General features: G+C 30.2%; 23 protein-coding genes and 1 pseudogene. 18 read left to right on the forward strand and 6 right to left on the reverse strand.

Annotated features, from left to right (window positions below; genetic code table 11):
• Nucleotides 1-13 precede the first annotated feature (13 nt).
• From JJC03_RS09740 to JJC03_RS09785, 10 genes are all read left to right on the forward strand, one after another.
• Complete coding sequence (locus tag JJC03_RS09740; protein ID WP_235873192.1) at nt 14-1975, forward strand: hypothetical protein; 1962 nt, start codon at nt 14-16, stop codon at nt 1973-1975.
• Nucleotides 1976-2299: 324 nt separating this feature from the next.
• Nucleotides 2300-2476, forward strand: a complete 177-nt coding sequence (locus tag JJC03_RS09745) for a hypothetical protein (RefSeq protein WP_165624426.1) — start codon at nt 2300-2302, stop codon at nt 2474-2476.
• A gap of 69 nt (nt 2477-2545) precedes the next feature.
• The gene (locus JJC03_RS09750) at nt 2546-7708 is read left to right on the forward strand and encodes a fibronectin type III domain-containing protein (RefSeq protein ID WP_235873193.1); all 5163 of its coding nucleotides are present in this window, start codon (nt 2546-2548) and stop codon (nt 7706-7708) included.
• Nucleotides 7709-7745: 37 nt separating this feature from the next.
• Nucleotides 7746-8108 (forward strand): hypothetical protein, encoded by a 363-nt coding sequence (locus JJC03_RS09755; RefSeq protein WP_235873194.1) that lies wholly within the window; start codon nt 7746-7748, stop codon nt 8106-8108.
• A 7-nt stretch (nt 8109-8115) separates the two neighbouring features.
• Complete coding sequence (locus JJC03_RS09760) at nt 8116-9645, forward strand: YwqJ-related putative deaminase (RefSeq protein ID WP_235873196.1); 1530 nt, start codon at nt 8116-8118, stop codon at nt 9643-9645.
• The gene (locus JJC03_RS09765) at nt 9646-10236 is read left to right on the forward strand and encodes an SUKH-3 domain-containing protein (protein ID WP_103715658.1); all 591 of its coding nucleotides are present in this window, start codon (nt 9646-9648) and stop codon (nt 10234-10236) included.
• A 92-nt stretch (nt 10237-10328) separates the two neighbouring features.
• On the forward strand, nt 10329-10661 hold the full coding sequence (locus JJC03_RS09770) for a DUF4372 domain-containing protein (RefSeq protein ID WP_235873199.1): 333 nt from the start codon (nt 10329-10331) through the stop codon (nt 10659-10661).
• A 26-nt stretch (nt 10662-10687) separates the two neighbouring features.
• Nucleotides 10688-11008 carry a hypothetical protein gene (locus JJC03_RS09775; protein WP_235873200.1) on the forward strand — a complete coding sequence of 107 codons (321 nt, stop codon included), beginning with the start codon at nt 10688-10690 and terminating at the stop codon, nt 11006-11008.
• Nucleotides 11008-11397 carry a hypothetical protein gene (locus JJC03_RS09780; protein WP_235873201.1) on the forward strand — a complete coding sequence of 130 codons (390 nt, stop codon included), beginning with the start codon at nt 11008-11010 and terminating at the stop codon, nt 11395-11397. The genes JJC03_RS09775 and JJC03_RS09780 overlap by 1 nt, the downstream gene beginning before the upstream one ends.
• A 17-nt stretch (nt 11398-11414) precedes the next feature.
• Nucleotides 11415-11714, forward strand: coding sequence for a hypothetical protein (locus JJC03_RS09785; RefSeq protein WP_235873203.1), 300 nt, complete (start codon nt 11415-11417; stop codon nt 11712-11714).
• Nucleotides 11715-12544: 830 nt separating this feature from the next.
• Here JJC03_RS09785 and JJC03_RS09790 read toward each other — a convergent pair.
• Entirely contained in the window at nt 12545-13693 is a 1149-nt protein-coding gene (locus tag JJC03_RS09790) for an IS4 family transposase (RefSeq protein ID WP_235873205.1), read from the reverse strand.
• Between the two features lie 309 nt (nt 13694-14002).
• Between JJC03_RS09790 and JJC03_RS09795 the strand changes: the two genes are divergently transcribed.
• From JJC03_RS09795 to JJC03_RS09820, 6 genes and pseudogenes are all read left to right on the forward strand, one after another.
• A complete protein-coding gene (locus JJC03_RS09795; protein WP_235873206.1) occupies nt 14003-14263 on the forward strand; it encodes a hypothetical protein in 261 nt (86 codons plus the stop codon).
• Nucleotides 14263-14757, forward strand: coding sequence for a hypothetical protein (locus tag JJC03_RS09800; RefSeq protein WP_235873207.1), 495 nt, complete (start codon nt 14263-14265; stop codon nt 14755-14757). Before JJC03_RS09795 ends, JJC03_RS09800 begins: the two co-directional genes overlap by 1 nt.
• Before the next feature lie 111 nt (nt 14758-14868).
• Entirely contained in the window at nt 14869-15765 is an 897-nt protein-coding gene (locus JJC03_RS09805) for a hypothetical protein (RefSeq protein ID WP_235873208.1), read from the forward strand.
• An 11-nt stretch (nt 15766-15776) separates the two neighbouring features.
• On the forward strand, nt 15777-16178 hold the full coding sequence (locus tag JJC03_RS09810) for a hypothetical protein (protein WP_235873209.1): 402 nt from the start codon (nt 15777-15779) through the stop codon (nt 16176-16178).
• A gap of 163 nt (nt 16179-16341) precedes the next feature.
• Nucleotides 16342-16725, forward strand: a complete 384-nt coding sequence (locus JJC03_RS09815; protein ID WP_235873210.1) for a hypothetical protein — start codon at nt 16342-16344, stop codon at nt 16723-16725.
• Nucleotides 16726-17111: 386 nt separating this feature from the next.
• Nucleotides 17112-18313, forward strand: a pseudogene (locus tag JJC03_RS09820) (IS256 family transposase).
• Nucleotides 18314-18543: 230 nt separating this feature from the next.
• Here JJC03_RS09820 and JJC03_RS09825 read toward each other — a convergent pair.
• On the reverse strand, nt 18544-19956 hold the full coding sequence (locus tag JJC03_RS09825) for a GFO_1087 family putative carboxy terminal peptidase (RefSeq protein ID WP_235873211.1): 1413 nt from the start codon (nt 19954-19956) through the stop codon (nt 18544-18546).
• Between the two features lie 46 nt (nt 19957-20002).
• Between JJC03_RS09825 and JJC03_RS09830 the strand changes: the two genes are divergently transcribed.
• On the forward strand, nt 20003-20275 hold the full coding sequence (locus JJC03_RS09830; protein WP_088400932.1) for a hypothetical protein: 273 nt from the start codon (nt 20003-20005) through the stop codon (nt 20273-20275).
• 3 nt (nt 20276-20278) lie between these two features.
• Nucleotides 20279-20779, forward strand: coding sequence for a GFO_1090 family protein (locus JJC03_RS09835; RefSeq protein WP_088400930.1), 501 nt, complete (start codon nt 20279-20281; stop codon nt 20777-20779).
• Nucleotides 20780-20935: 156 nt separating this feature from the next.
• Here the strand turns inward: JJC03_RS09835 and JJC03_RS09840 are convergent, their stop codons facing one another.
• The 4 genes from JJC03_RS09840 to JJC03_RS09855 form a co-directional block, all read right to left on the reverse strand.
• The gene (locus tag JJC03_RS09840) at nt 20936-21475 is read right to left on the reverse strand and encodes a YbhB/YbcL family Raf kinase inhibitor-like protein (RefSeq protein ID WP_088400928.1); all 540 of its coding nucleotides are present in this window, start codon (nt 21473-21475) and stop codon (nt 20936-20938) included.
• Between the two features lie 90 nt (nt 21476-21565).
• Complete coding sequence (locus JJC03_RS09845) at nt 21566-22408, reverse strand: helix-turn-helix domain-containing protein (RefSeq protein ID WP_088400926.1); 843 nt, start codon at nt 22406-22408, stop codon at nt 21566-21568.
• 228 nt (nt 22409-22636) lie between these two features.
• The gene (locus JJC03_RS09850; RefSeq protein WP_258930624.1) at nt 22637-23182 is read right to left on the reverse strand and encodes a DUF4369 domain-containing protein; all 546 of its coding nucleotides are present in this window, start codon (nt 23180-23182) and stop codon (nt 22637-22639) included.
• Between the two features lie 87 nt (nt 23183-23269).
• On the reverse strand, nt 23270-25126 hold the full coding sequence (locus tag JJC03_RS09855; RefSeq protein ID WP_103715412.1) for a M61 family metallopeptidase: 1857 nt from the start codon (nt 25124-25126) through the stop codon (nt 23270-23272).
• Nucleotides 25127-25192 lie beyond the last annotated feature (66 nt).

A 25192-nucleotide genomic window follows, 5' to 3' on the forward strand; every position in this document is an offset into this window, starting at 1 on the left:
TAAGTTTATAAAAGTGAGGAGTAAAAATCGTTTATTTTATTGTTTATTACATTTTATTATTTGCCATATAACTATTGCCCAAACAATAGATTTCGGGTCTTTTACAGGAAATCCATTTAAAATAGGAGGAGGAGTCGCCTTCAATAGTACCTATTTTAACTCTAATAGATCCTACAGAGATCCTTTTGTATATAACTTTACAGGTAATTTAAATTTGTCTTTCTATTCATTTTCAATGCCTATTTCTTATAGTTTTACTAATATGGGAGGAAAATTAAGTTATCAGGTTCCATTTAACTTTAATCGTTTAAGTTTAAACCCTAGATACAAATGGATTTCTGTCTATATAGGTGATACCGTTTTAAACTTCTCTCCTTACTCTTTATCAGGACACCAGTTTACAGGAGGAGGAGTAGAACTAACACCTGAAGGGCCTATTAAATTTACAGCCCTGTATGGTCGTTTTCTAAAAGCAGTAGAAGAAGATCAAAACCCTAATACAATACCGTCTTACGAACGTTGGGGATATGGATCAAAAGTTGAATACAACCTTTCTCGTTATAAATTCGGGCTTATCGGATTTTATGCTAAAGATTTAGAAAACTCTTTACACATGCCCATCCTATCAAAAAATATTACACCAAAAGAAAACTTCGTGATAGGACTTAATTTTGAAGGGCAATTATTACCTGATTTTAAATTATATCTAGATTATTCAAATTCATCATTAGTGCAAGATACACGTGCTTTAGGAGTCGGACAAAAAAAAGGATTAGCAGCTATTTTTATAAAAGGAAATACTTCTACTCAAAATTTTAATGCTTTTAAACTAGGATTTGATTATAAAATAGATAAAACCATTTTAGGTATTAGTTATGAACGAATAGATCCTAACTATTTAACCCTTGGAGCCTATTTCTTTGCAAATGATTTACAAAATATAATGCTTAACATGGCTCGACCCTTATTTCATGATAAAGTAACTTTAAGTCTTAATACAGGTATTCAACGTGATAATTTAGATAATAAAAAAGCACAAACTACGCAACGTTTAGTAGGAACCCTAAATGCTAATATTAAATTTTCAGATCGATTTAATTCTAGTTTTACCTTTTCAAACCAGTCTACTGTATCTAATGTAAATCCAGATCAATTTGTACGTATTAATCAATTAAATCCAGAATTAAACCAATTGGATCAGTTAAACTATAGACAATTATCTCGAAATGCAAATCTAATGCTTAATTATGCTTTTGCTGAAAATAAAAAAACAAAAAGAAATACTAGTTTGAACTATTCATTTAATCAAGTAGCTAATGAACAAGGTGGGAAAATTCAGCCAGGACAACAAACAGCATTTCATAATATAAATGCACTTTATTCTCATTTTTTCATTCAATCTAAATGGAGTTTTAATACCTCATTAAATTATACTTATAATGATTTAGGTATTGCTTCCAGTTATACACTAGGGCCAGTACTTAGTGTTAGTAAAAAATGGTGTAAAGATAAATTAGCAACCCAGCTTGGTACTGCCTTTAATACAACTAAAGCAGATTATGCTAGTACTCAAAATTTTAATTTTAGATTAAATGCTAATTATAAATTATTCGAAGAACATCATTTTAATATGATGCTTTCACAAGTATTTGTTAATTCAAATAATACAAAACAAGTTACATCCAATTCCTTTCATGATTTTACCCTTACATTTGGTTATAATTACAACTTTGCAGGGACTAAAAAGAAACAAAAAGAAGAAGATCAAAAACGAATTCCTATTGCATCCCTAGAAAAAGAAAAAATAAAAATTCAAGTTAAAGATACTACCCTTGAAGCAGATTCTAAATCCATACGTTTACAAGTAGATTCTTGGACTCAAAAATCAAACTTTGTTGGTCTACCAGAATTAGAAAAAAAATGGCTATCACAAAAAGAAAATTTAATAAAAAAACAACTCTTTTTGATTCTCTAACAAATCAAAAACTTAAAAATACAACTAGGAAAACAAATACAACAAGAAGTAGCGAGTCTAGAAAAAGAATTTATCCAATTAGAAACCTTTACAGATCAATATGATAAAATAGTAAAAAGTAGTAAAGAAAAAATAATACTTGATTTACAAAAAAACAATCTAGAATTCAATAGTCAGTACCTAGTTTCTCGTTACCATTTAAATTCAAATTTATTAGACAAAACAGAAAAAGACCTTCATTTATTTGAAGAAGATATCATTGCTAAAAAAGCTAAATTAAGTAAAAAAGACTATTTCATACTATCACAAATAAATCTACGCAATATGTTAGAAAGTTCAAGATTTGAGGATTTATTAGCTGAATTAGCACGTACAAATAAAAAGCTCTATTATGAACAGTTTCTTAAGAAAGTTGAAAAATCAAGACAGACAAACGAATTTCAATTTATTTTTTTAAATAACTATTTAAAAGCTTATAAGAAAAAAATAGAAAAAGAATAGAGATATAAATTTAGAAAATACAAGATAAACCTCAAAAAAAGACAAAGTTCTCTTAAGAAAAGATACAAAATGAAAATTAGACAATCCTATTTAAATCTGATAGCACTCCTAGTAAGTGTATTGTCTTTAGCCCAAGTATATCCAGTGCAGCTTAATAGTAGCGTGGTACCACCTTATCCATCTACCATTTCCGCTTATGGAACAGCTACCAGTCCAAAATACTTATTAAATTTATTTACTGCTGATTTAAATGTGGTGAATCGACAAGTAAAACTAAAAATATATATAGAAGGTAATGGAATAAAAGCCCAATCCACTCCGGTGGTAAACGGTGCTATGCCTTTATTTTTAAATGGTGGCGAAACCCTAAACCTGACCAACCTTGATTTAGAACCCTACTTTCGTTTAGAAAACCTGCAAGGAATAAGCCCTCAGAGCTATAGTGAAGTTTTACCCCAAGGGAGCTATAACTTTTGTGCGGAAGTATTTGATTTTATAACCAATCAGAAAATTTCAAAAAAATCATGTACTTTCTACTATTTCATTTACAACGAACCCCCTTTTCTAAATCGTCCAACCAATCATGAAATTGTTCAATTTCAGAATCCTCAAAATATTATTTTTTCTTGGACACCGCGTCATATCAATGCGACCAATATAGAATATAAATTCGAATTAGTAGAGCTATTAAATACACAAACGCCCTCCAATCAAGCCTTTTTAATCGGACAGCCGTTATATTCCACCCAAACTACTAATACGGTTTTACATTATGATCCATCATTACCACAACTTATAGAAGGCAGAAAATACGCTTGGCGTGTACAAGCCCTTTCACAACCAGGCTTTGGAGACAAAGCCGTTTTTAATAATAACGGTAATAGCGAGATATTTGATTTTCTATATCCAGGGGATTGTGAGTACCCTAAATTCGTTTTAGCGACTTCTGCTAATGCCACCCAAGCCAAGATAACCTGGCAATACGACCCCAAACATTTAGATTACGTAGTTGAATACAGAAAAAAAGGAAGCCCCCAATGGTTTCAAACAGCACACTATAACCAAGAAGCCACCCTATACGATCTAGAACCAGGAGCTACCTATGATTTTAGAGTAGGCGGTATTTGTATGGCAGGAGTTACCATGTATAGTAACCCATCCAGCTTCAAGCAACCTACCACCAATACTGCTGCAATAAATTGTGGAATTCAACCCCAAATCAATCTAACCAATCAAACAAACTTTACCAAAGAACTGCCTAATGATCAAGTAATAATGGCAGGTGATTTTGCCATAAAACTAACCGAAGTAACCGGTACCGGTACCTACACAGGAAAAGGCTATACCACCGTTCCTTACCTTTCTTCAGTTAAAATAGGCGTTGAATTTAAAGATATCGTATTAAATACCGACTTTAAATTAATAAAAGGAGAAATCAAAGCACTTTACGATCCTCAATGGAAAAACATTCTGGATGTCGGAACAATTTATGATCAAATAGAAAATGTTTTTGATGGTTTCTCCCCTGATGTAGAAGAGCATAATTTTTCAGTTGATTTTCTAATCGAAGATCCTAAAAATATAACCGTAACAGCTAATGCTATTACCATAACTAGCCCTGATGGACAAATCAAAACCTTTGAGCATGACCCAGGAGAACTGGTAATAATAAAAGATGTTAAAGGAAACACCTATACAATAGACCCAGAAAAAGGACAAGTAACCCAACTAGCCGAAGGAGCAGGATTTGTGCCTAATGCTTCTAATACCGAAGGAGTAGCTTCTAACGGTACTGTCACTTCATTTTCATCTACGAGAGCACGGGTTTATTTTATGCGTTCCAGCCAAAGTAAATTTGCCGACGATACCGCACCCGCAAATGCCCATGATACCATACAAAAATTATACAAAAAACTAAATGATGGTAATACATCATACGCGTTTTATCACAAAGGAATCGTAAATGATGGTAAAGGAAGCAAGAGTACCGATTTTATCGATGCACTAATTGAAATTAACGACAGTAAGATAAAAGTAAGCGATATTGTTTTTAATAGCAACGGGGTACAAGCCAAAATAGTAGGAACGCCACAACCCGAAGGCAACAAAACCAGAGTCACCCTAGAAGTACCTGTTTTTGACTCTTCCACTGTTGTAGAACTCATGGCTATCATAAAAAGCACAGAAGCTAATGGTAAAAACAAACTCATAGGAGCAAGTAAGATTATCCCTATAAAACAGCTACCTGCCGTTAACCTAACCCTAATACCCGTAAACGGAGCGGCTATACCCGAAGACATAGAAACCCAATTAAACGCACTTTATAAGGATGCTGCGGTTTCTTTTAAAGTAACCAAAGCTAAGGAGTATACCGTAACTAAAAACACTCTTGAATGTGGTAAAGATGCCCTTTTAGAAAAGCTATCAGAAGATCAAGATGCATTTGTAAAAAGTTATACAAAAGATAATAAACCACAAAAAGACGAATTTTACATTTTTGTAACCAAGGGGATTACCCCAAGCCGACCTATAGCCGGTTTTATGCCACGTCATTCCCAGTTTGGATTCGTATTTACTGATACAGCTGCCCAAGAAACAAAACCGAATAGTAATATAACCTCCGTTATGGCACACGAACTGGGGCACGGCGTATTCGAGCTAGAACACCCATGGGAACAGTATGCTACAGGTAACAAAAATAGTAACACGCCTTGGTTAATGGATTATACCGCAGGTACTAAACTACCGTATGTACACTGGCAGCGCATTAGCCATCCTAAGTTTGGGGTGTATGTGTTGGATGGAAGTACGAAGGGGGAAAATATTGCACATAGTATGCTAAGTGATATTTTCTTGAATAAAGATCGGGCAACTGTAACCTTTTTAACACCAGATGCAGAATTAGTAAGTTTCAATAAAGCCGAAATAGTAGGGTATAATCTTATTAGTGGTGCTGTTACAGGTTCACAAGATTATATGAATTATGATCCAGATCTACCCTACGGGAGTTTAAGAAAAATTGAATTAAAGAAAGGGGATAAAAATGTAGTATATAATTATAGCTCAAACATTGGTTATGTAAATCTCTCTAATAAAAACGATATTTATGAAGATACAACTGACAGTAGTCGAATTGACGGTGTTTTGTTTTTGATGTCGGGTGAGGATAATAAATGGAGGTTATATAAACTCCCAGTAGACAGAGCTGAAGGATTAAAAAAAATCAGTAAAAATCCAAATAAGTTAGTCCTGTTAGAATATTTAAGACTAATATCTCCTTATACTGTAGGTTTGTCAGATAAAAAAGTTTTATTAGACGATAAAATTTACAAAGAATGTCTTTATTGTAGAAGTGAGTTAACATTAAAACTTTTGAGTGGGAATATTAGTAAAATTCAACAGGTTTATGTAGATAAAATAGCCGAAATTGCAAATGTTTATCCCCAATTCTTTGAAGAGTTTAGAAAGGATAATATTTGGGAAAATTGGTACGATAGTTTTTTAATCAAACCTGATTTTTCAAAAGGTTGGAGAAGTTACGAATCTAGTAATTATGATTCACCAGGATATATTAAATATACCGAATTAAAGCAATTATTAGGAAATGATAAAAGAAAATATTTTGAGCAATATTTATTAAATCTTAAAGATTATGTCCTAAAGAGGAGAAACGAATTGGGCAACTGCTTAAAGGATATCTTAGACAATGCAGATTCAAATAAAGCATTAACAGATGCGCAATTAGAATGCTTAAAATATGCTACTGAGATTGAATATCAGAAGATAGCTGTAAGTAAAGCTAAGGATTTGTTTAAATCATTAGTTAGATCTACTTTGAATACTAATGATAAAGAGAAAATTGCTATAAACTTATTCAAATATGTGGGATTTAAACCAAATGAAATCATAGAATTTGTTGAAAATGATAAAGTCTATTTTGGTTTGTATAATTACGAAGTACCAATTTGGGTTTTACTTTATGATAAAATTAATGATAGTAGTATGTTCTTTTCTGGAGATAATAGAAAGGAACTGATGAAAATATTATATAAAAATTTTATTAAATCTCAGAGGTACCAAGACGAATTAGCTAAAATTATCGAAAAATATGGTGCTAAAACGCCTGAGGATTTAACCAAAATTTTAAATGATTCTAAAAATGGTATTAAAAACTATACTTATGATTATCAAAATATTTTCAAACGAGGTTGGGCTGATATTAAAAAAATCGCCACAAGTCCAACGATAGGTTATTGTTATAATTATGCTAATCCTGAAACCTCATTTTTCAGTATAGGTTCAAAAGTTGTAAAAACAGATGATTTTTACAAGATTGAAGTTAAGCAGTCTATCAAGGATGGGCTTACAACCGAAATTCCACTTGGAAATGCAGAAAAATTAAATCCTTTTGAATTTGTTCTTTTCAAAAATATTTCAGAACAACATTTGTTGTCTGATTTTAAGAGTTCTTTAGATAAAAATCAAAATCCATTAGCAATACCAGTTCCTGCAATTTTGATGTTGTATAGTAGCGATGTAGGTAGCTTACAAACACAATCGGATATTATTCAAACAAGTTTGGACGTTTTATCGCTTGCTATTCCAGCTACCCAATTTACAAAACTTGGTAGAGTTTTATTTTATGCTGATAAAATTAGTTCAGTAAGTAGTATGGCTGGAACTGCATTTAGAGAGCAAAATCCTGCTTTAGCAGAGTTTTTTAATAAAACAAGTTTGATTACAGGAGGTATTTCAGCTACAGATTTAGTCATTAATTCAAAAAACCTTATTAAAACCCCAATTGAAGACATCATAAAAGGTGAATATCTTACCGATGCAGGGAAAGTTGAAAAGGCTACCGAAGAGTATGCTGATTTTGTGTTGAAAAATTTAAATACAGAGCAGCTTAATTTGATATCTAAAGATACCCGTGCCGTTATTGTAGGATTATTAGAAAAAGACCTCTCTGTTTTTGCTAAAATGGATAATGTAGCATTGGCAAGTAAAATTGAAAAGGCGATTGATAAGATTAATGGTGGAGTTTTTGAACTTTCATCAGAAGTTTTGTCAAAATTAAAGGCAAAAGGAATCTCTGAGGATGGAATTAAAATGTTTATAAAAGATGTTACCAGTAATCCAGAAATACTTAAATTAATTAAAACAGATGCAGATGATGTTATAGATTCTTGGTTACTGTTAACTGAAAAAAAATTACCAATTTGTACAAAATAGATCGATAAATGAAAGCTAAAATAAGAATTCTTCAAAATTGGAAACAAACATAAAGTTGTTTGAAAATCACGATCAAAAGCCAGCCGTTTTTAATTATTACTGTTCTAATTGTCATACATTAAATACAGTAAGTATTGATTTTTTTCAAATTTCAAGAGATACCGATGAATTATTAAAAAGTCAGATACTAACGGAAGAGGAGATCTTGAAACAGAAAATGTTAGTTAAGGATTCTACAGGTGAATTAGTAGTTGATAACGCATTGTATTCTTCACGTTATATCACTGAAGAGTGTAAATTTTGTTCACAAAAAATTTTAATTGTTTTTGGATTGGGTGAGCCTAATCCAAATCGTTTTGTATGTAAAATAGCTGGAGTTTGGAGCTATGAAGAAAAATAAATTAGATATGAAAAAAATATATTTTTATGTTATAGCTTTATGGAGCATATTCTTTGTAACATCAGGATTTGCTCAGTGTACATTTTCTGAATTAGCAAAAGACTTTTCTCGTAATACAGCTTTAAAAGATTTTGTAAAAACTGATGCTAAAGCATTTGATGCTTGGTATTTGTTAAATAAAGAAAAGCCTTCTTTAAGAAATAGTCTGCCTGAAGTTAAAATAGTAGCCGAAAATTTTCAAGAAGTAAAAAATGCTGGAGGGTATCAAAAATGGATAGACAAGCTTTCTACCGAAGAAAAGAATGTTCCTATCCTGTTTTTAGATAGTCAGCAAAAATTTGAACAAACAGTTGATGTTTCGAATCTTCCTAAACATTTAAGATCGTTAGCTTATCAATATTATAAGAAAGCCAATAACGAGAACAAATTGCATTTATGGCAGCGATTAGAGGAGATTTTTAAGGAGTATAAAATCAATGGAAATTGGCCTCCATACAACGGCGGATACAATATCGAAAGTGGTATATCTCTTCAAAAGTTTCAAAAATATGATCGTTATGCCAATCCAATAGGGAGTTGGGATGGAATAAATGAGCCGTTGTTAGGAGGTAATTTTACCAGTCCTATAATTGACAATAAACCTTTTGATTTCTCTTCAAGAGCACTAAACATTCCAGAATCAAATTACACTTTTTATTATGAAATTGAAATACTAGAAGACCTAGGTTTTGATGGAGAATTAGCTGATGTAATTCCTTGGTTTAATCAAAAAGGACAAGGCAAACAAGTGAAATGGAATATTCCTAAAGACCCAACCACTGGCCGACCTAAAACTTGGAACAAACTAGCCGAAGAAGGCAAGGTAAGAATTACAATTAAAGATATTCCTAACGGTAATCCTGATTTGATAAAAAAATGGAAGGGGTATGTGATTGGGAAGAAAGTGAATAATGCGGGGAATGAGATTAAATTGCTAGGAAGTTCCAAGATTACTAATATAAGCGGTTTAACAGCAACAGAAAATTCTATAGTCTACACTGAAGGTAATAAAATAATTGAAGATGTTGCCGGTATGTTTAAAAATGATAGACCTGGAGCGGGAAGTGTTTTAGTTAAAGATTCAAAGTTTACTTCGGCAGTAAGTAATAAAACAGGGTTGCCAGAAGGTCAATTGCCAGAAGGACTTCATCCTTTAGTAAAAGAATGGTTTCAGAATCCAAATATTAATGCAGAAGAACTTACAAAAAGATTGACACATGGTAAATGCGCAGAACCTGATGCTGTATCAAAATGGCTTTATGATTATGAGCAAAAAACTAAAATTGCAATTCAAAATATGACTGATGCTAGAAATGCGTTAAAGGGAACTAAATCAATAGCTTTTGAAACAACTACGAAATATGTTAAGAGTGACGGGCGTAAAATTATTTCTGCTGAAATAGGTGATGTAAAGATTGCATGTACGAGCTGTAATCCTTTTTTAGAATACTTTGGTATAGAAGAAATCAAAGTTAATATAAATATTAAATTTGAATAGATGAGTTTTTCAAAAGAACAAAATAAAATAATGGAAATTCTTTATGAAGTTGGTTGGAATGAAGAGCGAAGTATCGAATCCCAAATTAAAGATACAGAGTTGTATAAATTGTTTCCCAAAAAAGTAATTGATTTTATTTTAAATTTTGGAGGATTAAAAGTAGGTGGTAATAATCTTTTTGAAGAAGTTAGTATTGTTGGAGTGGATTATTTTAATAATTCAAATGTTTTAGAATATATAAAAGAAAATGTTTTTAGTCCAACAGAAGACATTATAACTAGTAATGAAAATGACGAGTATTATTATTCAGTATTAATAGGTAGGCAAGTTTATTTTGTAGCAACATTAAAAGAAAATAACACTTTAATGATGGATGAAGATGGTAGGTTTTATGTACATACTTTCATTCCTGATTTTTTTTGGATTGCTAATAATCCAATAGATGCATTTGTGCAACTTTTAATTCCTTCTAATAATTCTGTTATATTAAATGAAAGGAGTTTACAATGGTTACCACCTATAGGAAAAGAATTGCCACTATACGAACTCCCATTAAATAATAGGTTAACAAAAAATCCTTGGACTGAATAAAACAGAAGCGTTTGAGAGCATATTTCCCAGCTAGCGCGAGCGTCTCGCCATAAGTGTTCGAAACCTTAAATTTTATAATTTTACAAGAAACTATGCAAGTTTCGGAAGTGTTAAATTATATTCCCAAAGAGGAATTAGAAAGATTATCATTAAAGTACAAGGTTGATTACCAAGTTAAAAAGCTTAATGGGCAAACGATGTTTCAACTTTTACTTTTTTCAATGCTAAATGTAAAAAATAATAGCCTGAGGGTTATGGAGGAATTTTATCATTCATTAGCATTTAAAAGTATTGAAAACAATAGTTTTGACGCAGTAAAATACAATTCGATAAGAGACCGATTAGTTACTATAAATCCGTGTTATTTCGAAGCAATTTTCAAAAGTTGCTTGAAACAATTTCAAAATAAATACCGAATGAAGTAGATGTTACCTTTATTAATAAAAAAGCTATGATGGAATGTAAATATGTTACAGGTGGTGAAGATGCTGTTAGAGACAATATTAAAAGTATTATGGGGAAGTATACTGAAGAATCTAGGTTATCTTCAAGTATCAAAAATCAATACCCTAATCATTATGGAAAATTGAATATTAGTAATACATCTAATCCTTATTATAATCTAAACAGGCAGCAGTTTATAAATAAAATCAAAACAGATTTACTTGACCAAGCAGGCGGGATTAATAAAAACACTCTCGTTAATTCTATTTCAGAATTACATGTAGAAAATGCACAAGGTAGATTTGTAATTAAAAACACTGATTGGTAATGAAAAAAGATGATAACAATGTTGAAGATACTGTTAGGTATTGGTCGGATTTTGAGGGGGAATTATCAGTATATTATCATTTTATATGGGAAACATTTGATTCGCAAACTGAATTACTAAGTTTCATTAGTAATTATATTAAGATTTCTGAAAAATATAAAATAGCTGTACCTATTAATGGATTGAGTAGTTTAGATATTCAATCTATAACCTTATATCCTCTTTATCAAATAGGAAGTAATTATTATTATCCAACCTATTTATTCGTTAATACTAAAGATGATATTGCTCAAAAGATAATTTCTATTGATCCTTTAATTGCGATAGAGAATAGCTTTGATAAATTAAATTCGCATGGGTCAATTCCCGTTAGAATTGAATTTTTTTAAGAGAAGGAAAATTTAAGTTGTTATGTTATTTAGATAATGATATTTTTAATTTAGAATTAGACAATAAAAAATGTAGCCATTTAGACTACTTTATAGATAATTCTGAACTAGCTTATTTAAATACTCCTCGTTTAAATAGTTTTCTTAGAGAATTGAAAAAACTATGCTTTGAATACGGTGCTACCAAATTTGAGTTTGAGAACTTAGGATTAAATGATTTTTGTGAGGATGGTGTAATGTTTGATGGTGAAGTAGTTTACTATGAAGATATAGTAGATATACTAAAGCCAGAACACAGAATTGTAAAGGATTTATGAATCAGATCAACTAGCTTTAAGTTTACATGCTTTAGATAATGGCAATTTTTTATGGAATGATATAGAAGTAAGTCCAGAGGAATTAGCAGAAATATTAGCTAAAAAACTCGATCCAAATAAAAAGAGATTGTACTTTTATCATGTAATGATTTAGCTAGCGCCCAAGCACTTGCTCAAGTTACAGGCAAAAAAGTTTATACGACTGATGGTGCCATAACGATCTTTGAAAATGGTATAAAACGCGCTGATAATATCCCGATCGCGCAGGAATGGTACAAAGTGAGTCTCAACGCAAACGATTACTATGATAAAAGCAAATAATAATTGTTAAAATTTTCAATGCTTTTTTGCTAATAATTTAATAACTTTATGTTGGAAAAACACAATAAGTCTTTCGAAGGGGAAGAAGTTTTTTACTTCTTTCCTTTCAAAAGAAAAATTTATTTATTGTTTTTTATGCTACTTCTCTTATTTGGTAATGTCTGTTTTCTCTAACACAAGCACATATAATGTGTACAAGTTTGTTTCTTACGTTATTTAAGACAAGCATTTTGCTTTTACCTTCTGTCCCGATCGCGCAGGAATGACACAAAGTGAGTCTCAGCGCAAACGTTGGCGCAGAATTGCATCCCGATCGCGCAGGAATGACACAAAGTGAGTCTCAGCGCAAACGTTGGCGCAGAATTGCATTCCCGATCGCGCAGGAATGACACAAAGTGAGTCTCAGCGCAAACGTTGGCGCAGAATTGCATCCCGATCGCTCAGATATGTGCAAACAAAATCTAAGCGCTAACGTTAGCGCAGAATTGCATTCATAAGTGTTCGAAACCCTATTTTGGTTTGAAAATATCCTCAACTTGATTTGGGTTTCCACCGCATTTTTCCATAATATCTTTGATGATTAATACTTCTAACTCGTTAGCAAATTTTAGTTTTGGTATTTTGTACCCTTTTAGATTGTTTAGTTTTTTATAAACTGTCAAAAGGATCGCCATTATCAAAGTCATATACATAACAACCTTTATTCCGTTTAGATTCCTAGAAATCAAATGACTAAAGTTTAAGTTTTGTTTTATAAATTTAAAAAACACTTCAATCTCCCATCGCTTTTTGTAAATATCGACAATCTCTTTAGAAGTCAGGTCATTACTATTACTTAAAAAATAGAATATTTCATTACTTTCCTTTTCTCTTGCAATGATTAACCTTAAAAATGAAGTTGTTTTTTTATTTCGTTTATCAAACAATATGATCTTCAAATCTCTTTCAATATATAATCTTTCTGTTTCATTTTGAACTATTTTAAATTCCTCAACTATATCAAATCGAGTATAATTATTAAGACGAGTAACAAAAATAAAATTCTGGTTATTAAAACTTTCAAATGCACTTCTTGCCTGAAGTCCGCGGTCAAAGACCAATATATTTTCTGGACTTAGGGGACATTCATTTATCAAATCTTTTAAAGCAAAATCTTCAGAAACGAAAGCTTGTTCTGTAAATATCTTTGAGTGTATAGGAACATTCGAAAAAGCCATACTAAATTTCACAAATCTTTTATCTCCTTGTTTGTTAATCTGCATTCCTTCTTCAAATAATTTAGAAGAAATACTGACTAAAGTAGAGTCGAAAGCAATGATGTTGTGCTTTTTATTAAGATATTTATTTTGAAATTGTTTCAAGCAACTTTTGAAAATTGCTTCGAAATAACACGGATTTATAGTAACTAATCGGTCTCTTATCGAATTGTATTTTACTCCGTCAAAACTATTGTTTGCAATACTTTTAAATGCTAATGAATGATAAAATTCCTCCATAACCCTCAGGCTATTATTTTTTACATTTAGCATTGAAAAAAGTAAAAGTTGAAACATCGTTTGCCCATTGAGCTTTTTAACTTGGTAATCAACCTTGTACTTTAATGATAATCTTTCTAATTCCTCTTTTGGAATATAATTTAACACTTCCGAAACTTGCATAGTTTCTTGTAAAATTATAAAATTTAAGGTTTCGAACACTTATGATTATAAATCTGCGCGAACCGTTTGCGCTGAGAAAATCTTTGTGTAAATCCGCGCGAACTGGAAAGTGCTACAGGGGCGGAGAAGGCTAAAATTTGGAGCTCTATAGATGAAGTTTATCCAGTTTATTATGAAGGAGTTTCAACTGCAACTCTACATAAAGCAATACTTAATGATGGGAAAGTAGTAGATGTAGGATATTCTTTAACAAGGAATAATGTTCTAGAGTTTTATGTAAATATTCCTGAAAATTTACAAAATCAAGGAGTGTTTAAAGCTATATATGGGTCAGCAAAAACGGAATATAGTTTTACTAAAATTAAAGGATTGTGGAAAACATCAGGAAATTACGCCTCAGGAGAATCAACAAATTTCACAATTTTTAAACAAAAAATTGAGGAAGGATTAACTCCTCAAGCTGCTACATTAGAAACTCCAGTTGGAAAAGTATACCAACTTGATGGCTACAATAAAGTTGAAATTATTACAAATAACTCAGAGGAAGTGATAGTAAATTTTTACAAATAATGAAAAAATATATTTTTATTTTCAATTCAAGCTTTGAAATAATTATTTCCGCTAAGAATAGTGGCTCGGACATGAATATTGATTTTTATAAAATCTTATTAAGTTTAGTGGAAAGTAAGATTCATATTATAAAAAATAAATCATTATTTAAAATAAATCCAATCTCTTTAGAAACAATTCAAAGAAATCTAAAAAATGAATTAGAAGCTCTATTGATTCAACGAAACATTAGTGTTCCTTCATCTGAGCAGACAGAATGGAAATCTAGATTCTCTGAAAATGAAATGTTTCAAAATAAAAAAATATTTGGAAATGAATATAAATTATTTGTAGGTGGCTTAGATAATAAAATTTATTGGTTTGCCTCTTTTTATGAGTTAATTATTGAATGTATAAAAAACAAATCAAATATGTATATATTATTCAGTGATAAAATAATCGATTTAAAAAGATTGCAACGATTATTGTATCATTTAGAGGTAGTATCTCACTAACTGTGTAAGTATAAAAAATAATGGGGTTTTAAAACGCCGATCCCGCGCGAATCCTTTCGCGTGGTAAGTAGTAAATAACAAAAAAGCAACTCGTTTGCTTCGATGCTCGCAATGGCGAAGTTGCTTTTTTGTTTTATAATCTTGTACTCCATTTATCAGGGTATTGAAAAAAGCACAGACCTACAAGATTTAGTAAAAGCAGGAAAAGATTTTAGTAAAGCTTGGCAATGGTTAAATGACTTAAGACCAAACATTAAAAGAACAAAAGCTGTTGTTGAAGCACTTAATGATGTGATAAGCAACCCATCTATGATTACTATTTTAGGAGATGAATTAGATGATATTTTGAAAAAATTTATGACTGCTCACAAAAATTCTAAATGGGGCTGGAACAAATTTTCTTTTGAAGAGCATATGCGAATGCTCAAAGTCATAGCAAACACGTATGAAGGAGTAGATGGCTTTAATAAAAGTATTCGAGATGCTCTAAACAACCCTAATCCTGCAGTTCAAGACGGTTTTTGGCACATGATGAAAGATTTAGAAAACAGAGGCATACCTAAAGACAAAGTTAAATCATTTGATTTGGAATTTGATGGGGATGATTTACCATGTATAAAGTGTAAATTTGACGTAGAGTTAAATACAAATAACGCAACAGATTTACGATATTTAGAATACAAAAGCTATGCAAATGCATCTAAAATAAGCAAACCTCAATTTTTAAATTATATCACTAAAGTTGAAAATTTAGAACAACTACAATATGTATTTAATAAATCAAAACTATCTTTGCAAGAAGCTAAAAATGGAATGAAAGAGTTTTTATTAAGTAATTCAGATGATATGTTCAAAGCCATTAATCAAGGTGGTTTAGGAAAAGAAAAAATGAAACAACTTTTTGAATTTGGTAATTTTAAGTTTGATAATTCTACAGAATTTAAAAATTTATTAAATATGAATGAAACGTTTAGAAATAATGCTTTAAAGTTTATAAAAACAAATTAAATTTTAGGTTTATGTTAATTGAAAAAATTAAATATAAAAGTGTAAATCAAATAGATATTAGTAATAGCTATACAATAATTTGGAGTAACAATTTAATATTAAAAAACGATAAAGAGTTAGTTTCAGGAAATATTAATTATGTTAAAAGATTTAAAAGTAGTTTTTTAGTCGAAATAGATAGTACTAATGATACTTTTATTTATGATTTAGATAATTTTTCCAAAATAAAAACTGAAAAGATTGGTGAATTTATATCTAAAAAAGTATTATTGATTGGTTATTGGAATAAAGATTATACTAACCGATTAACAAAAGCATTAGACTTAATAGAAAATAAAGAAATATGGGAATCTGAAAAAACTTTTTTAAACCTTTCGGATTCGATGATAATATTTTTTTTCATTAAAGGATAGTTTTGTATGCTCAAACGAAGTATATAGTTCTAAAACAATTTGGCAATATGATCTTTCACCTAAATACAATTGGTTTCAAAGAGCTAATTATATAAACGAACCTGATATAGAAAAGCAAGCCGAAGTCATTAAATTTTTAGGAGTTTACAAAAATGAACTTTGGGTGGTGTTAAATAGTGGCGCTTTATTAGCATTAGATGTAGAAATAGGTGCAGAATCTCGTTATATCAAAGAAGGTAAAATGATAGTAGGAGAAAGTGATTTTGAAGATTTCAACGGTTATTTTGGCTATGATACAGTTTTAGATGAAGAGAGTGGGCATATCTTTAATCTTAACAAGCATTTTTATATAGAATATAATTTAAAATCTGAAAATGATTATTTTCATAGCTATAGTTTTAAAGAAACCTCACAAAAACACCAACTCAATTTAAATTATGTAGGCGGATTTGATAAAGAGTATATTTATTCATACGAAGGTAGTGACAACAATCGTTTTGCTATTTTTTGTAGAACAAAAAAGAAATTATTTGGAGCAGTGAGATAGAAGAAGTGAAAGGCAAATTTCCTGCTATTAGAGATTTACAGTATGGTGCTGATAAAATATATGTACTAGACCACAATAATACGTTACATATTTTTGAGAGAGAAAAAAACTAATTATTTTCTTTTTATTAAGCGACAGGCAAATTTGGTGGTAGTTTAGCGGATATTGCTACACAAATTTTTCAAAGAACAAAACTAAAGGATCGCTCGGATATACACAAACAAAATGTCTCGTCCTAAAAAAGTTTACATATTTATATTTAATTCTAAAATGGCAGTATAACACAAACTGTGTAAGTTAAAAAGTTATTCTGAAAAATTAGCTCGCTTAAAAGAGCTAAAATTTTTCGGAAATAACTTTTTAACGTTTTATATATTTACATAGTTATGATAGACAAAGAAGACTTATTAAACAACAAGGATTTTTTTAAATCCTTTAAAAATGGAGAAGATTTATCTTCCTTTTTTAAGCAAATGCATAAACGAGCAGTAGAACACATGCTCAATGCCGAACTAGATGCTCACTTAGATACCGAAAAACATCAAAAAACCTCTGACGGCAATTATCGTAATGGTCATGGAACCAAGAAGATTAAGACTTCCTTTGGAGAAGATCAAATTAAAGTCCCAAGAGATAGAGAAGGTAGTTTTGAACCTGTTTTAGTCCCTAAAAGACATAATATTATTGATGGTTTAGAGAATGTTATCATTTCATTTTATGCTAAAGGAATGAGTGTTAGTGATATTGAAGAGCAAATCAAAGAAATGTATAATTTTGACATTTCAACTTCTACCATTTCAAGAATTACTAATGCAGTAGCAAGTGAGATAGTAACCTGGCAAAACAGACCATTAGATGAAGTTTACTTAATTGTTTGGATGGATGGAATTGTTTTCAAAGTTCGTGAAAACTCAAAAGTAATCAATAAAACTATCTATTTAGCAGTAGGACTTAATCATGAAGGACGAAAAGAAGTTCTTGGTATGTGGTTAGGTAAGAATGAAAGTTCAAGCTTCTGGATGAGTGTTTTAACCGATTTAAAAGCCCGCGGAGTGGAAGATATTTTAATAACGGCTACCGATAATTTAAACGGATTTACTCAAACCATACGTTCTGTTTTTCCTGAATCACAAACACAGATTTGTGTGGTTCACCAAATAAGAAATGCTTGTAGATATGTCGTATGGAAAGATAAAAAGCAATTTACAACCGACATGAAACTAGTCTATACAGCACCAACAAAACAAGCCGCCGAGTTAGCTCTAGAAGATTTTGCTCAAAAATGGGAATCTAAATATGGATATGCTATCAAATCTTGGAGGGAAAATTGGGACGAATTAACCATCTTTTTGACTTCCCGTTAGAAATCCGCAAAATTATTTATACCACAAATTTAATTGAAAATCTTAATGGGAAAATTCGCAAGTACACCAAAAACAAAATGTCGTTTCCAACAGATGAGGCGGTAATAAAATCGGTTTACCTTGCCTTAAAAGAAGCAACTAAAAAATGGTCGATGCCAATACAAAATTGGGGTATTGTTTTAAACCAATTTAATCTTATATTTGAAAAAAGGCTCAGATTATAAAATCCAAGCCTAAACTTTTTAACTTACACACTTTGTAGGATAGTGTCTCTAAAATAGATTTACAACTGATTTTTAGTCCTATTATTGGTTTATAATAATAGGACTTTTCATATAATAATCCTTCCATAATTGTTTTAAAACGCACTGTTCTGGGTACAAATTATAAATCATAAGTGTTTAAAACCTTAATAAGGATTTAAAATTTTATCTACCTTTTTCAACATTATTCTTTAATTTAAATACATTTCATATTTCAAATCACGCTTAGAAAAATCTATAAATTCATTATAAATTTTAAAATGAGTTTTTTGATTACTTACCTTGCCACCTGATTTAATTAAGCTAATAGCTTTTGCTAAATAAGGTTCAGAGCTATTTCCTAAAACGCCTAAATTAGCTATATCTTCAGCTAAAATATTAGAAGTATCAGGTGTAATTCCAGTATGATAATCACTAAACCCCTCTTTATTGGCAATTTTTAAAACAATAGGCTGCATTGCATATTTATGAGTTGGATTTAGATTTCTTTTTTTATAATCAGGAGAATCAAAAAGGGTTATAGATCCTACATTTTTGCCCGTTGTAGTACCGCCAATTTGAATTACTTGTATATATGGTTTTAAACAGTTAATAACTAATTCACTAGCAGAGGCTGTGTTAATAGTGGTTAAAATATATACTTTTTTTAAATTTAATGAATTGATAGGACTTCCATTATCCAGTTGTGTGGTAAATTTGTTAATGAATTTGCTAGGATCCGTTGTAGAAGTAATTTTAGAATTCCATTGTTGTCTAGCAAAAATTTGATCAGTAAATTGACCTGTAATCATGCTAGCTAAACGAGTTGCAGTAGCTACTGATCCGCCTGAGTTGTAACGCAAATCTAAAACTAAGTCTGTAATTCCTGCAGCTTTTAGTTCACCAAAAGCTTGATTTAATTTTGATTCATAAGACGTGTAGAAACCATTATACATTAAATAACCTATTTTTTTGGTTCCTTCTTCTAGTATATTAGTGATAAATACAGGGTTTTCAGAATAAGCTTTTTTAGTTAGTTCTACAGACTTCCCGTTTGGCTTAATTGTTCCTGCATCATAGGATGCTAGATTTAATGTATATGTAGTTTTAGAAAGTAAATCGCGGTAATTACTTCGGGTGAGAGGAATGCCATTAACGGCATAAAAAAGATCGCCACGTTTTAAGCCTTTTGTGCTAGCATCACTTGTAGGCATAATATATTTTACCCAACCAAAAAAATCGGTACTACTTCCAGATTTTGTCGTAAGTCCATATTCCATGCCATTACTATCATTTGTACCCGTTAGAATTTGTTCTAATTGAGTATAATCTGAAAAAAGGACGCTATATTTATCTGTATTTTTTCGATCATAGATCAAACTTTCAAATAAAGTTTCAGGTTTAGAAAAATTAGCTAGAAAAAGATCTAAATCATTTTGTGAATTAAAACGACGATCGCCTAGATTCGTTACATTTTCTTGATAAAGATAATATTGATTTAGTCCTTTCCATACAAAATCATACGCATCAGAGGGGTCATATTGCGGTTGATCATCTAGGTCTGTACAGCTCCAAACGAGACCTACAGTGAAAATTAGCAAAAGCTTGATTGTATTTTTTTTCATTTATATAGGTATATGATGTAAATTTATAAGCTCAAATTTATCTCAAATGCGTAAAGAAAATATCAAAAATCGAAATTTATTTTGGTTTTTAACATTTATAGTTGGAGTAGTGGCATTTGGAAGCTACTATTGTTGGTTTGAAAAGCAAAATAGGAAAGTTGTTAAAACGTCTTTAGGAACCTGTGAAACCCCCGAAGAAGCTTATAAAGAAACACAAAAGGCTTTACGTTTAGTGTCAATTCAATTAAATTCTGGCATAAAAAATGCTAATACATTAAAAGAGTACGAACATGTTACTCAGAAGATTTTTAAAAAATAGAAAATGAAAAAAAAAATAATTTTAGTTTTTAGTATTTTATCCTCTTATTTATCTATAGCACAAACCCCTTTTGATAAATTTGAAGGAAATAGTAATATATCGTCTGTTATTGTGAATGATAAGATGTTTGAATTAATGAGTAAAGTAAAAATGGAAACTAAAGAAGATCAGGCTTATTTAAATTTAATTAAGAAGTTAGATTATCTAAAAGTTTTTAGGACAACTCATCCAAAATCAACTTCTGAGATACGTGCTAGTGTAGAGCAGTATAGTGATAAATTAGAGGAATTAATGCGCGTAAATGAGAATGGAAAAAGTTCTAAAATATATGTAAAAACTATTCCAGGAACTACTAATGTATCTGAATTATTGCTTCTTATGGAAGGAAAAGAAACTGTTTTAATGTCTTTAACAGGCGATTTTTCATTAAATGAAATTTCACTTTTAACTAAACGGATGAATTTGCCTGGAGGTGAAGAATTAAATAAAGCAGCTAAGAAGTAAAAAGAAGGTGTCCTAAAAAAGCTATAATCTTGTTGTTTTGATCAAAGGGGAATTTTATAATATTGATTATGAGATTTTTTGTATCAGACTCATAAATGTTACGTTGATTTTTTATTTTTAGGCACCTTCTTTTTATTAAAATATAGAGTTGTAGTATTATCTTTTGTAATACATTATAATAGAAGCTTTTTCAATGGTGTTTCCGTTTAAATAATAACCAACTAAGGCAGGACTTGCGTTTTTATCTAAACCTAATTTGTCTGTTTTTAAAGCATAAACAGTAATAGTATATTTATGAAAACCATGACCTTCAGGCGGACAAGGACCACCGTAACCTGACTTGCCAAAATCAGTAATACTTTGTACTGAACCAACAGGCATTAAGTTTTTAGAAAGATCACCAGCTCCTGTTTTTAACTCTTTAGTTGTAGCAGGAATATCAAAAGCAAGCCAATGCCACCATCCACTTCCTGTAGGAGCATTCTCATCATGTATTGTCACCGCAAAACTTTTAGTCTCTTTTGGAGCATTTTCCCAAAATAGTTGAGGAGATAAATTTTCACCTGTACAACCAAATCCGTTAAAAACTTGTTTCATAGTTGCTTGACCTCCTAAGTCATTACTTTTTAAAGTAAAAGTTTGTGCACTTGCTGTAAAAATTGAAATAAACGCAAGTAAGGTTAAAAAGTTTTTCATTTTTTTATCGTTTTATAATGCAAATTTAATACTAACTATGACAGTTTTATTGCGCTAGAAGCTCAAAAAGATGTTCTTTTAGTTCATTTTTTAATTTTTAAAATTTTTAGGGGATACTCCATAGTATTTTTTAAACTCATTACTAAACGCAGATAAATTTTCATATCCTAATTCATGATAAAGATCAGAGGGCCTTTTGTTAAGCATTAATTCGTTTCGTGCTTTTTCCATTTTTTTAGAAATAAAATACTTTTTAGGAGAAATTTGGTATATCTCTGTAAATTTTCTCTTAAAAGTAGAAATGCTCATATTTGATAAAAAAGCAAGTTCTTCAATCGTTAAATGATTGTTCTCATGTTGTTGTATAATATCTTTTATAGATTTATGTTTATCACGGCTTAATGTATTCTGAAAAAAACTACTGATTCGTTCGGGTTCTTTATTTAGTAAATACAATAAAATTTCTTCTAATTTAATATGCGTAAGATGTAAAGCTTGATTAAAATCATTTTTTAGTAAAATCAATGATTTTTCAAATAAACAGACATAAGCATCTTTGTGAAGATCTAATACAGCTTGATTTGAGTGAGTTGCTTTAGGTAATTGAATTTGTTTTTTGAATAAAATATCATTTAAAAAATGATCTGAAAAGAAAAAAAGAATACTATTATAACCAGATTCACCTATTAAACGTTCTGTCATTAAGCTATTTCCTGATTGTAATAAGAAAAATTGATCATTTTGGATAGAAATATTATTTTGGTTACTGATTACCTCTTTATGTCCGTTAAGTAAGAAACAAAGAACATTGTGGGTAAAAGTAACAGGGATATTTTTAGTAGATTGTTGTGCATTATAAAAATAAATAGCACAGTCAAAATGATTATTCTGAAAAAAATCAAAAGGTAAATTATAAACAGATTGTGTGTTCATTCAGCTTAATTTATTAGTAGAAGTCTTAAATGAAAAGCGACAATTAAAATAGTTAATCGTCGCTTTTGTATTATTTTGATTTTTTTAAATACTCTGTGAATTTTTTACCATAATTAGAGTTCGCTACTTCTGGGGACATTTTTTTTTGTATTTCTTCTAAAAACTTAGGTTGCATATCATAAATGTCAGTAAGAGCTATGTAGGGAGCAATTTCATGATCTGCATGAGTTAATGCAAAATTTGCAGAGTATAAGTATTTCTTTTTAATAATTGATTCTGTTTATTTTGGTTTTCTTGCTCATTGTAATTTTTACTGCCTTTATTTCCTAGTATTTTAGCTTGAAGTAATTGGAGTTGTTGTTCATTAAACTGAGCTATAATATCCTTGTATTCCTTGTAAAGATCATGGTTTTTAGAACCTGTGATTTTTGCATTAGCAAAAAAGAATTCAAGATCTGTATCTATATTTATTTTTCCAGGTTCAGCAAAAAATAATAAATTATTATCCATAGAGTTAGTTTGTCCTCTATCTACAAATAAATAAAGCATTTCAGGAGAATCTAATTTTATAGTACTCTCAAAATTAGAGGATCCATTTAGTTGAATAGTGTCTAAAGCTACTAAGCTGCTATCCTGTACTTTTTGAATATATAATTTTCCTTTTTTTAATCCTTTTATATTTCCTGTAACTATTACCTCATCTTTTGCAGGTACTTTATCTGCACATGATGCAAAAAAAGCAAAAGAGATTGCTATGATAACCTTTTTATACATATTTATTATAAATTTCTCGCAATGTAATAAAAAAAATCCTCAAAATTCAACTGTATTTTGAGGATTTAAATTTATACGGAATATGATTTATCCTTTAAGCCAAGCTTCTTTTAATGCTTTTTTAGTGTCATCAGTAGCTTTGTAACCAGTTACTTCTTCAAAAGGAAGTTTTACTACTCCTTTTAGTATCATTTCTTTCTGATCTCTTTTAATTTTAACTGAAATATTTTCGTTCTCTTTCCAGCTTTGACTTGCCATAATCATATCATAAATATTGTCTAGATTATAGTTTTTATCATTTATAGCTAGTATACAGTCACCTCCTTTTAATCCTAAATTAGTATAAAATTCGGGAAGCTCTATTCCTGGAAGAATTACTATTTCTTTAGTAGCTTGATTAATTGTAACATAAGGAGTCTGTTCCTTGATGAAAACATTTCCTGGTATTTTTGTTTGCGCTTGTGTAACTCCCATTTTGACAAAAAACTTTTCATAAGGTATAGGAGTAGGGCCGTCTACATAATTTTTTAAGAAATCGCCTACCTCTGGATAAGTAAAGGTTATGATTTTATCAAAAAGAGCATCATCTTTAAATGGTTTGTCAATACCATATTCATTGTTTAATTTTTGCATTAAATCAAGTACCCCTCGTTTGCCGTTACTCTTTTCACGAATAATGATGTCTATACACATACCTATCAAAGCTCCTTTTTGATATACATTAAGGTACTGATCTTTGTAAGGTTTAGTTAATACATTAGCACTCATTTTTGTAAAAGGGATTGTATCATTCATATGAGCTGCTTGTCTAATTTTATCACTCATACGATTATAAAACTCCTCTTCATTTATTAAACCTTGATTAATTTGAAAAAGATTTGCAAAATATTCTGTTATTCCTTCATACATCCATAAATGTTTTGACATTTTAGGCTCATTGAAATCAAAATAATGAATCTCTTCTGCGTGAATACCTAAAGGACTTACAATATGAAAGAATTCATGTGATACAATATCTTTTAATTGTTCATCCATTTGATCTGAAGGTATCATTTCAGGCATTACAACAGTTGTAGAAGTCGTATGTTCTAAAGCACCAAATCCTTTTGCATCTTGTTTTTGTACATCTGTAAGATAAATTAATACAGAATACTTTTTTGTATTATTAATAGGACCTAAAAATTTTTTTTGAGCTTTCATCATTTTCTCCATATTGGGAGCTAAATCAGCTGCTTTGTATTTTCCCGTTGGAGAATATACACTAATTAGAATATCCATATCTTCTACCTTAAAAGTAGCAATGTCAGGTTTTGTATACATTATAGGATGATCTACAAGGGTGGCATATCGACTGGTTTTAAAAATATCAATAGTATTACTAGGATTGTGATCTGTAAGGGAAGTAGCTCCATATAAATGATCAGGATGAAGAACAGTTAAAGTGTAAGGAACTTCTTTTTTATCACTAAAATAACCAATAAAACCGTGTGTGTTTAGCACAAAACAGTTCGAGTCTATATTGGTTCCTGCTGGTGAAAAAACATCATCGCCACCTATACCGCCAACTTGTTCAGTATCATAAGTATCATTTACCCAATAAGTTATTTTACCTAATTTTTTAGCATCTGTAATCCGATACGTATTTTCATCAAGTTTAGCTAAAGGTAAATTTTCTCCTTTGGTAGTATAAGCTTTTATTTTTTCAATAAAACGACCGTAATTATCTGATGAGTAAGTTCCTGGGACTGTTTTAGGAATACTAAACAGAATAACATCTTCTTTAGAAGGACTAGGAATTACTGTTACCATGATTTTATCATCTTGTATTGTGTTTAAATCAATTGTAACATTTACTTCAGGAGTTTTAGAACTATTACTTAATGGAGCTGCTTTACAATTAAAGAAAAAGATTGTTAATGCAGCTGATAAAAATATTTTTTTCATTAATAACTAATAAAGATTTGAGAAATTTGTTGCTAAAGTTATTGGTTTACTAAATTGTAATGTAAT

The sequence above is a fragment of the Flavobacterium oreochromis genome (genome assembly GCF_019565455.1).
Taxonomy (GTDB): domain Bacteria; phylum Bacteroidota; class Bacteroidia; order Flavobacteriales; family Flavobacteriaceae; genus Flavobacterium; species Flavobacterium oreochromis.

Coding starts and splice junctions, on each gene's coding strand:
- JJC03_RS09810 (WP_235873209.1), top strand. CDS start 15,777: ATGTTAATTGAAAAAATTAAATATAAAAGTGTAAATCAAATAGATATT.
- JJC03_RS09750 (WP_235873193.1), top strand. CDS start 2,546: ATGAAAATTAGACAATCCTATTTAAATCTGATAGCACTCCTAGTAAGT.
- JJC03_RS09855 (WP_103715412.1), bottom strand. CDS start 25,126: ATGAAAAAAATATTTTTATCAGCTGCATTAACAATCTTTTTCTTTAAT.
- JJC03_RS09775 (WP_235873200.1), top strand. CDS start 10,688: ATGATGGAATGTAAATATGTTACAGGTGGTGAAGATGCTGTTAGAGAC.
- JJC03_RS09800 (WP_235873207.1), top strand. CDS start 14,263: ATGAAAAAATATATTTTTATTTTCAATTCAAGCTTTGAAATAATTATT.
- JJC03_RS09760 (WP_235873196.1), top strand. CDS start 8,116: ATGAAAAAAATATATTTTTATGTTATAGCTTTATGGAGCATATTCTTT.
- JJC03_RS09845 (WP_088400926.1), bottom strand. CDS start 22,408: ATGAACACACAATCTGTTTATAATTTACCTTTTGATTTTTTTCAGAAT.
- JJC03_RS09780 (WP_235873201.1), top strand. CDS start 11,008: ATGAAAAAAGATGATAACAATGTTGAAGATACTGTTAGGTATTGGTCG.
- JJC03_RS09835 (WP_088400930.1), top strand. CDS start 20,279: ATGAAAAAAAAAATAATTTTAGTTTTTAGTATTTTATCCTCTTATTTA.
- JJC03_RS09850 (WP_258930624.1), bottom strand. CDS start 23,182: ATGTATAAAAAGGTTATCATAGCAATCTCTTTTGCTTTTTTTGCATCA.
- JJC03_RS09765 (WP_103715658.1), top strand. CDS start 9,646: ATGAGTTTTTCAAAAGAACAAAATAAAATAATGGAAATTCTTTATGAA.
- JJC03_RS09790 (WP_235873205.1), bottom strand. CDS start 13,693: ATGCAAGTTTCGGAAGTGTTAAATTATATTCCAAAAGAGGAATTAGAA.
- JJC03_RS09825 (WP_235873211.1), bottom strand. CDS start 19,956: ATGAAAAAAAATACAATCAAGCTTTTGCTAATTTTCACTGTAGGTCTC.
- JJC03_RS09840 (WP_088400928.1), bottom strand. CDS start 21,475: ATGAAAAACTTTTTAACCTTACTTGCGTTTATTTCAATTTTTACAGCA.
- JJC03_RS09830 (WP_088400932.1), top strand. CDS start 20,003: ATGCGTAAAGAAAATATCAAAAATCGAAATTTATTTTGGTTTTTAACA.
- JJC03_RS09745 (WP_165624426.1), top strand. CDS start 2,300: ATGTTAGAAAGTTCAAGATTTGAGGATTTATTAGCTGAATTAGCACGT.
- JJC03_RS09770 (WP_235873199.1), top strand. CDS start 10,329: ATGCAAGTTTCGGAAGTGTTAAATTATATTCCCAAAGAGGAATTAGAA.
- JJC03_RS09805 (WP_235873208.1), top strand. CDS start 14,869: ATGGCGAAGTTGCTTTTTTGTTTTATAATCTTGTACTCCATTTATCAG.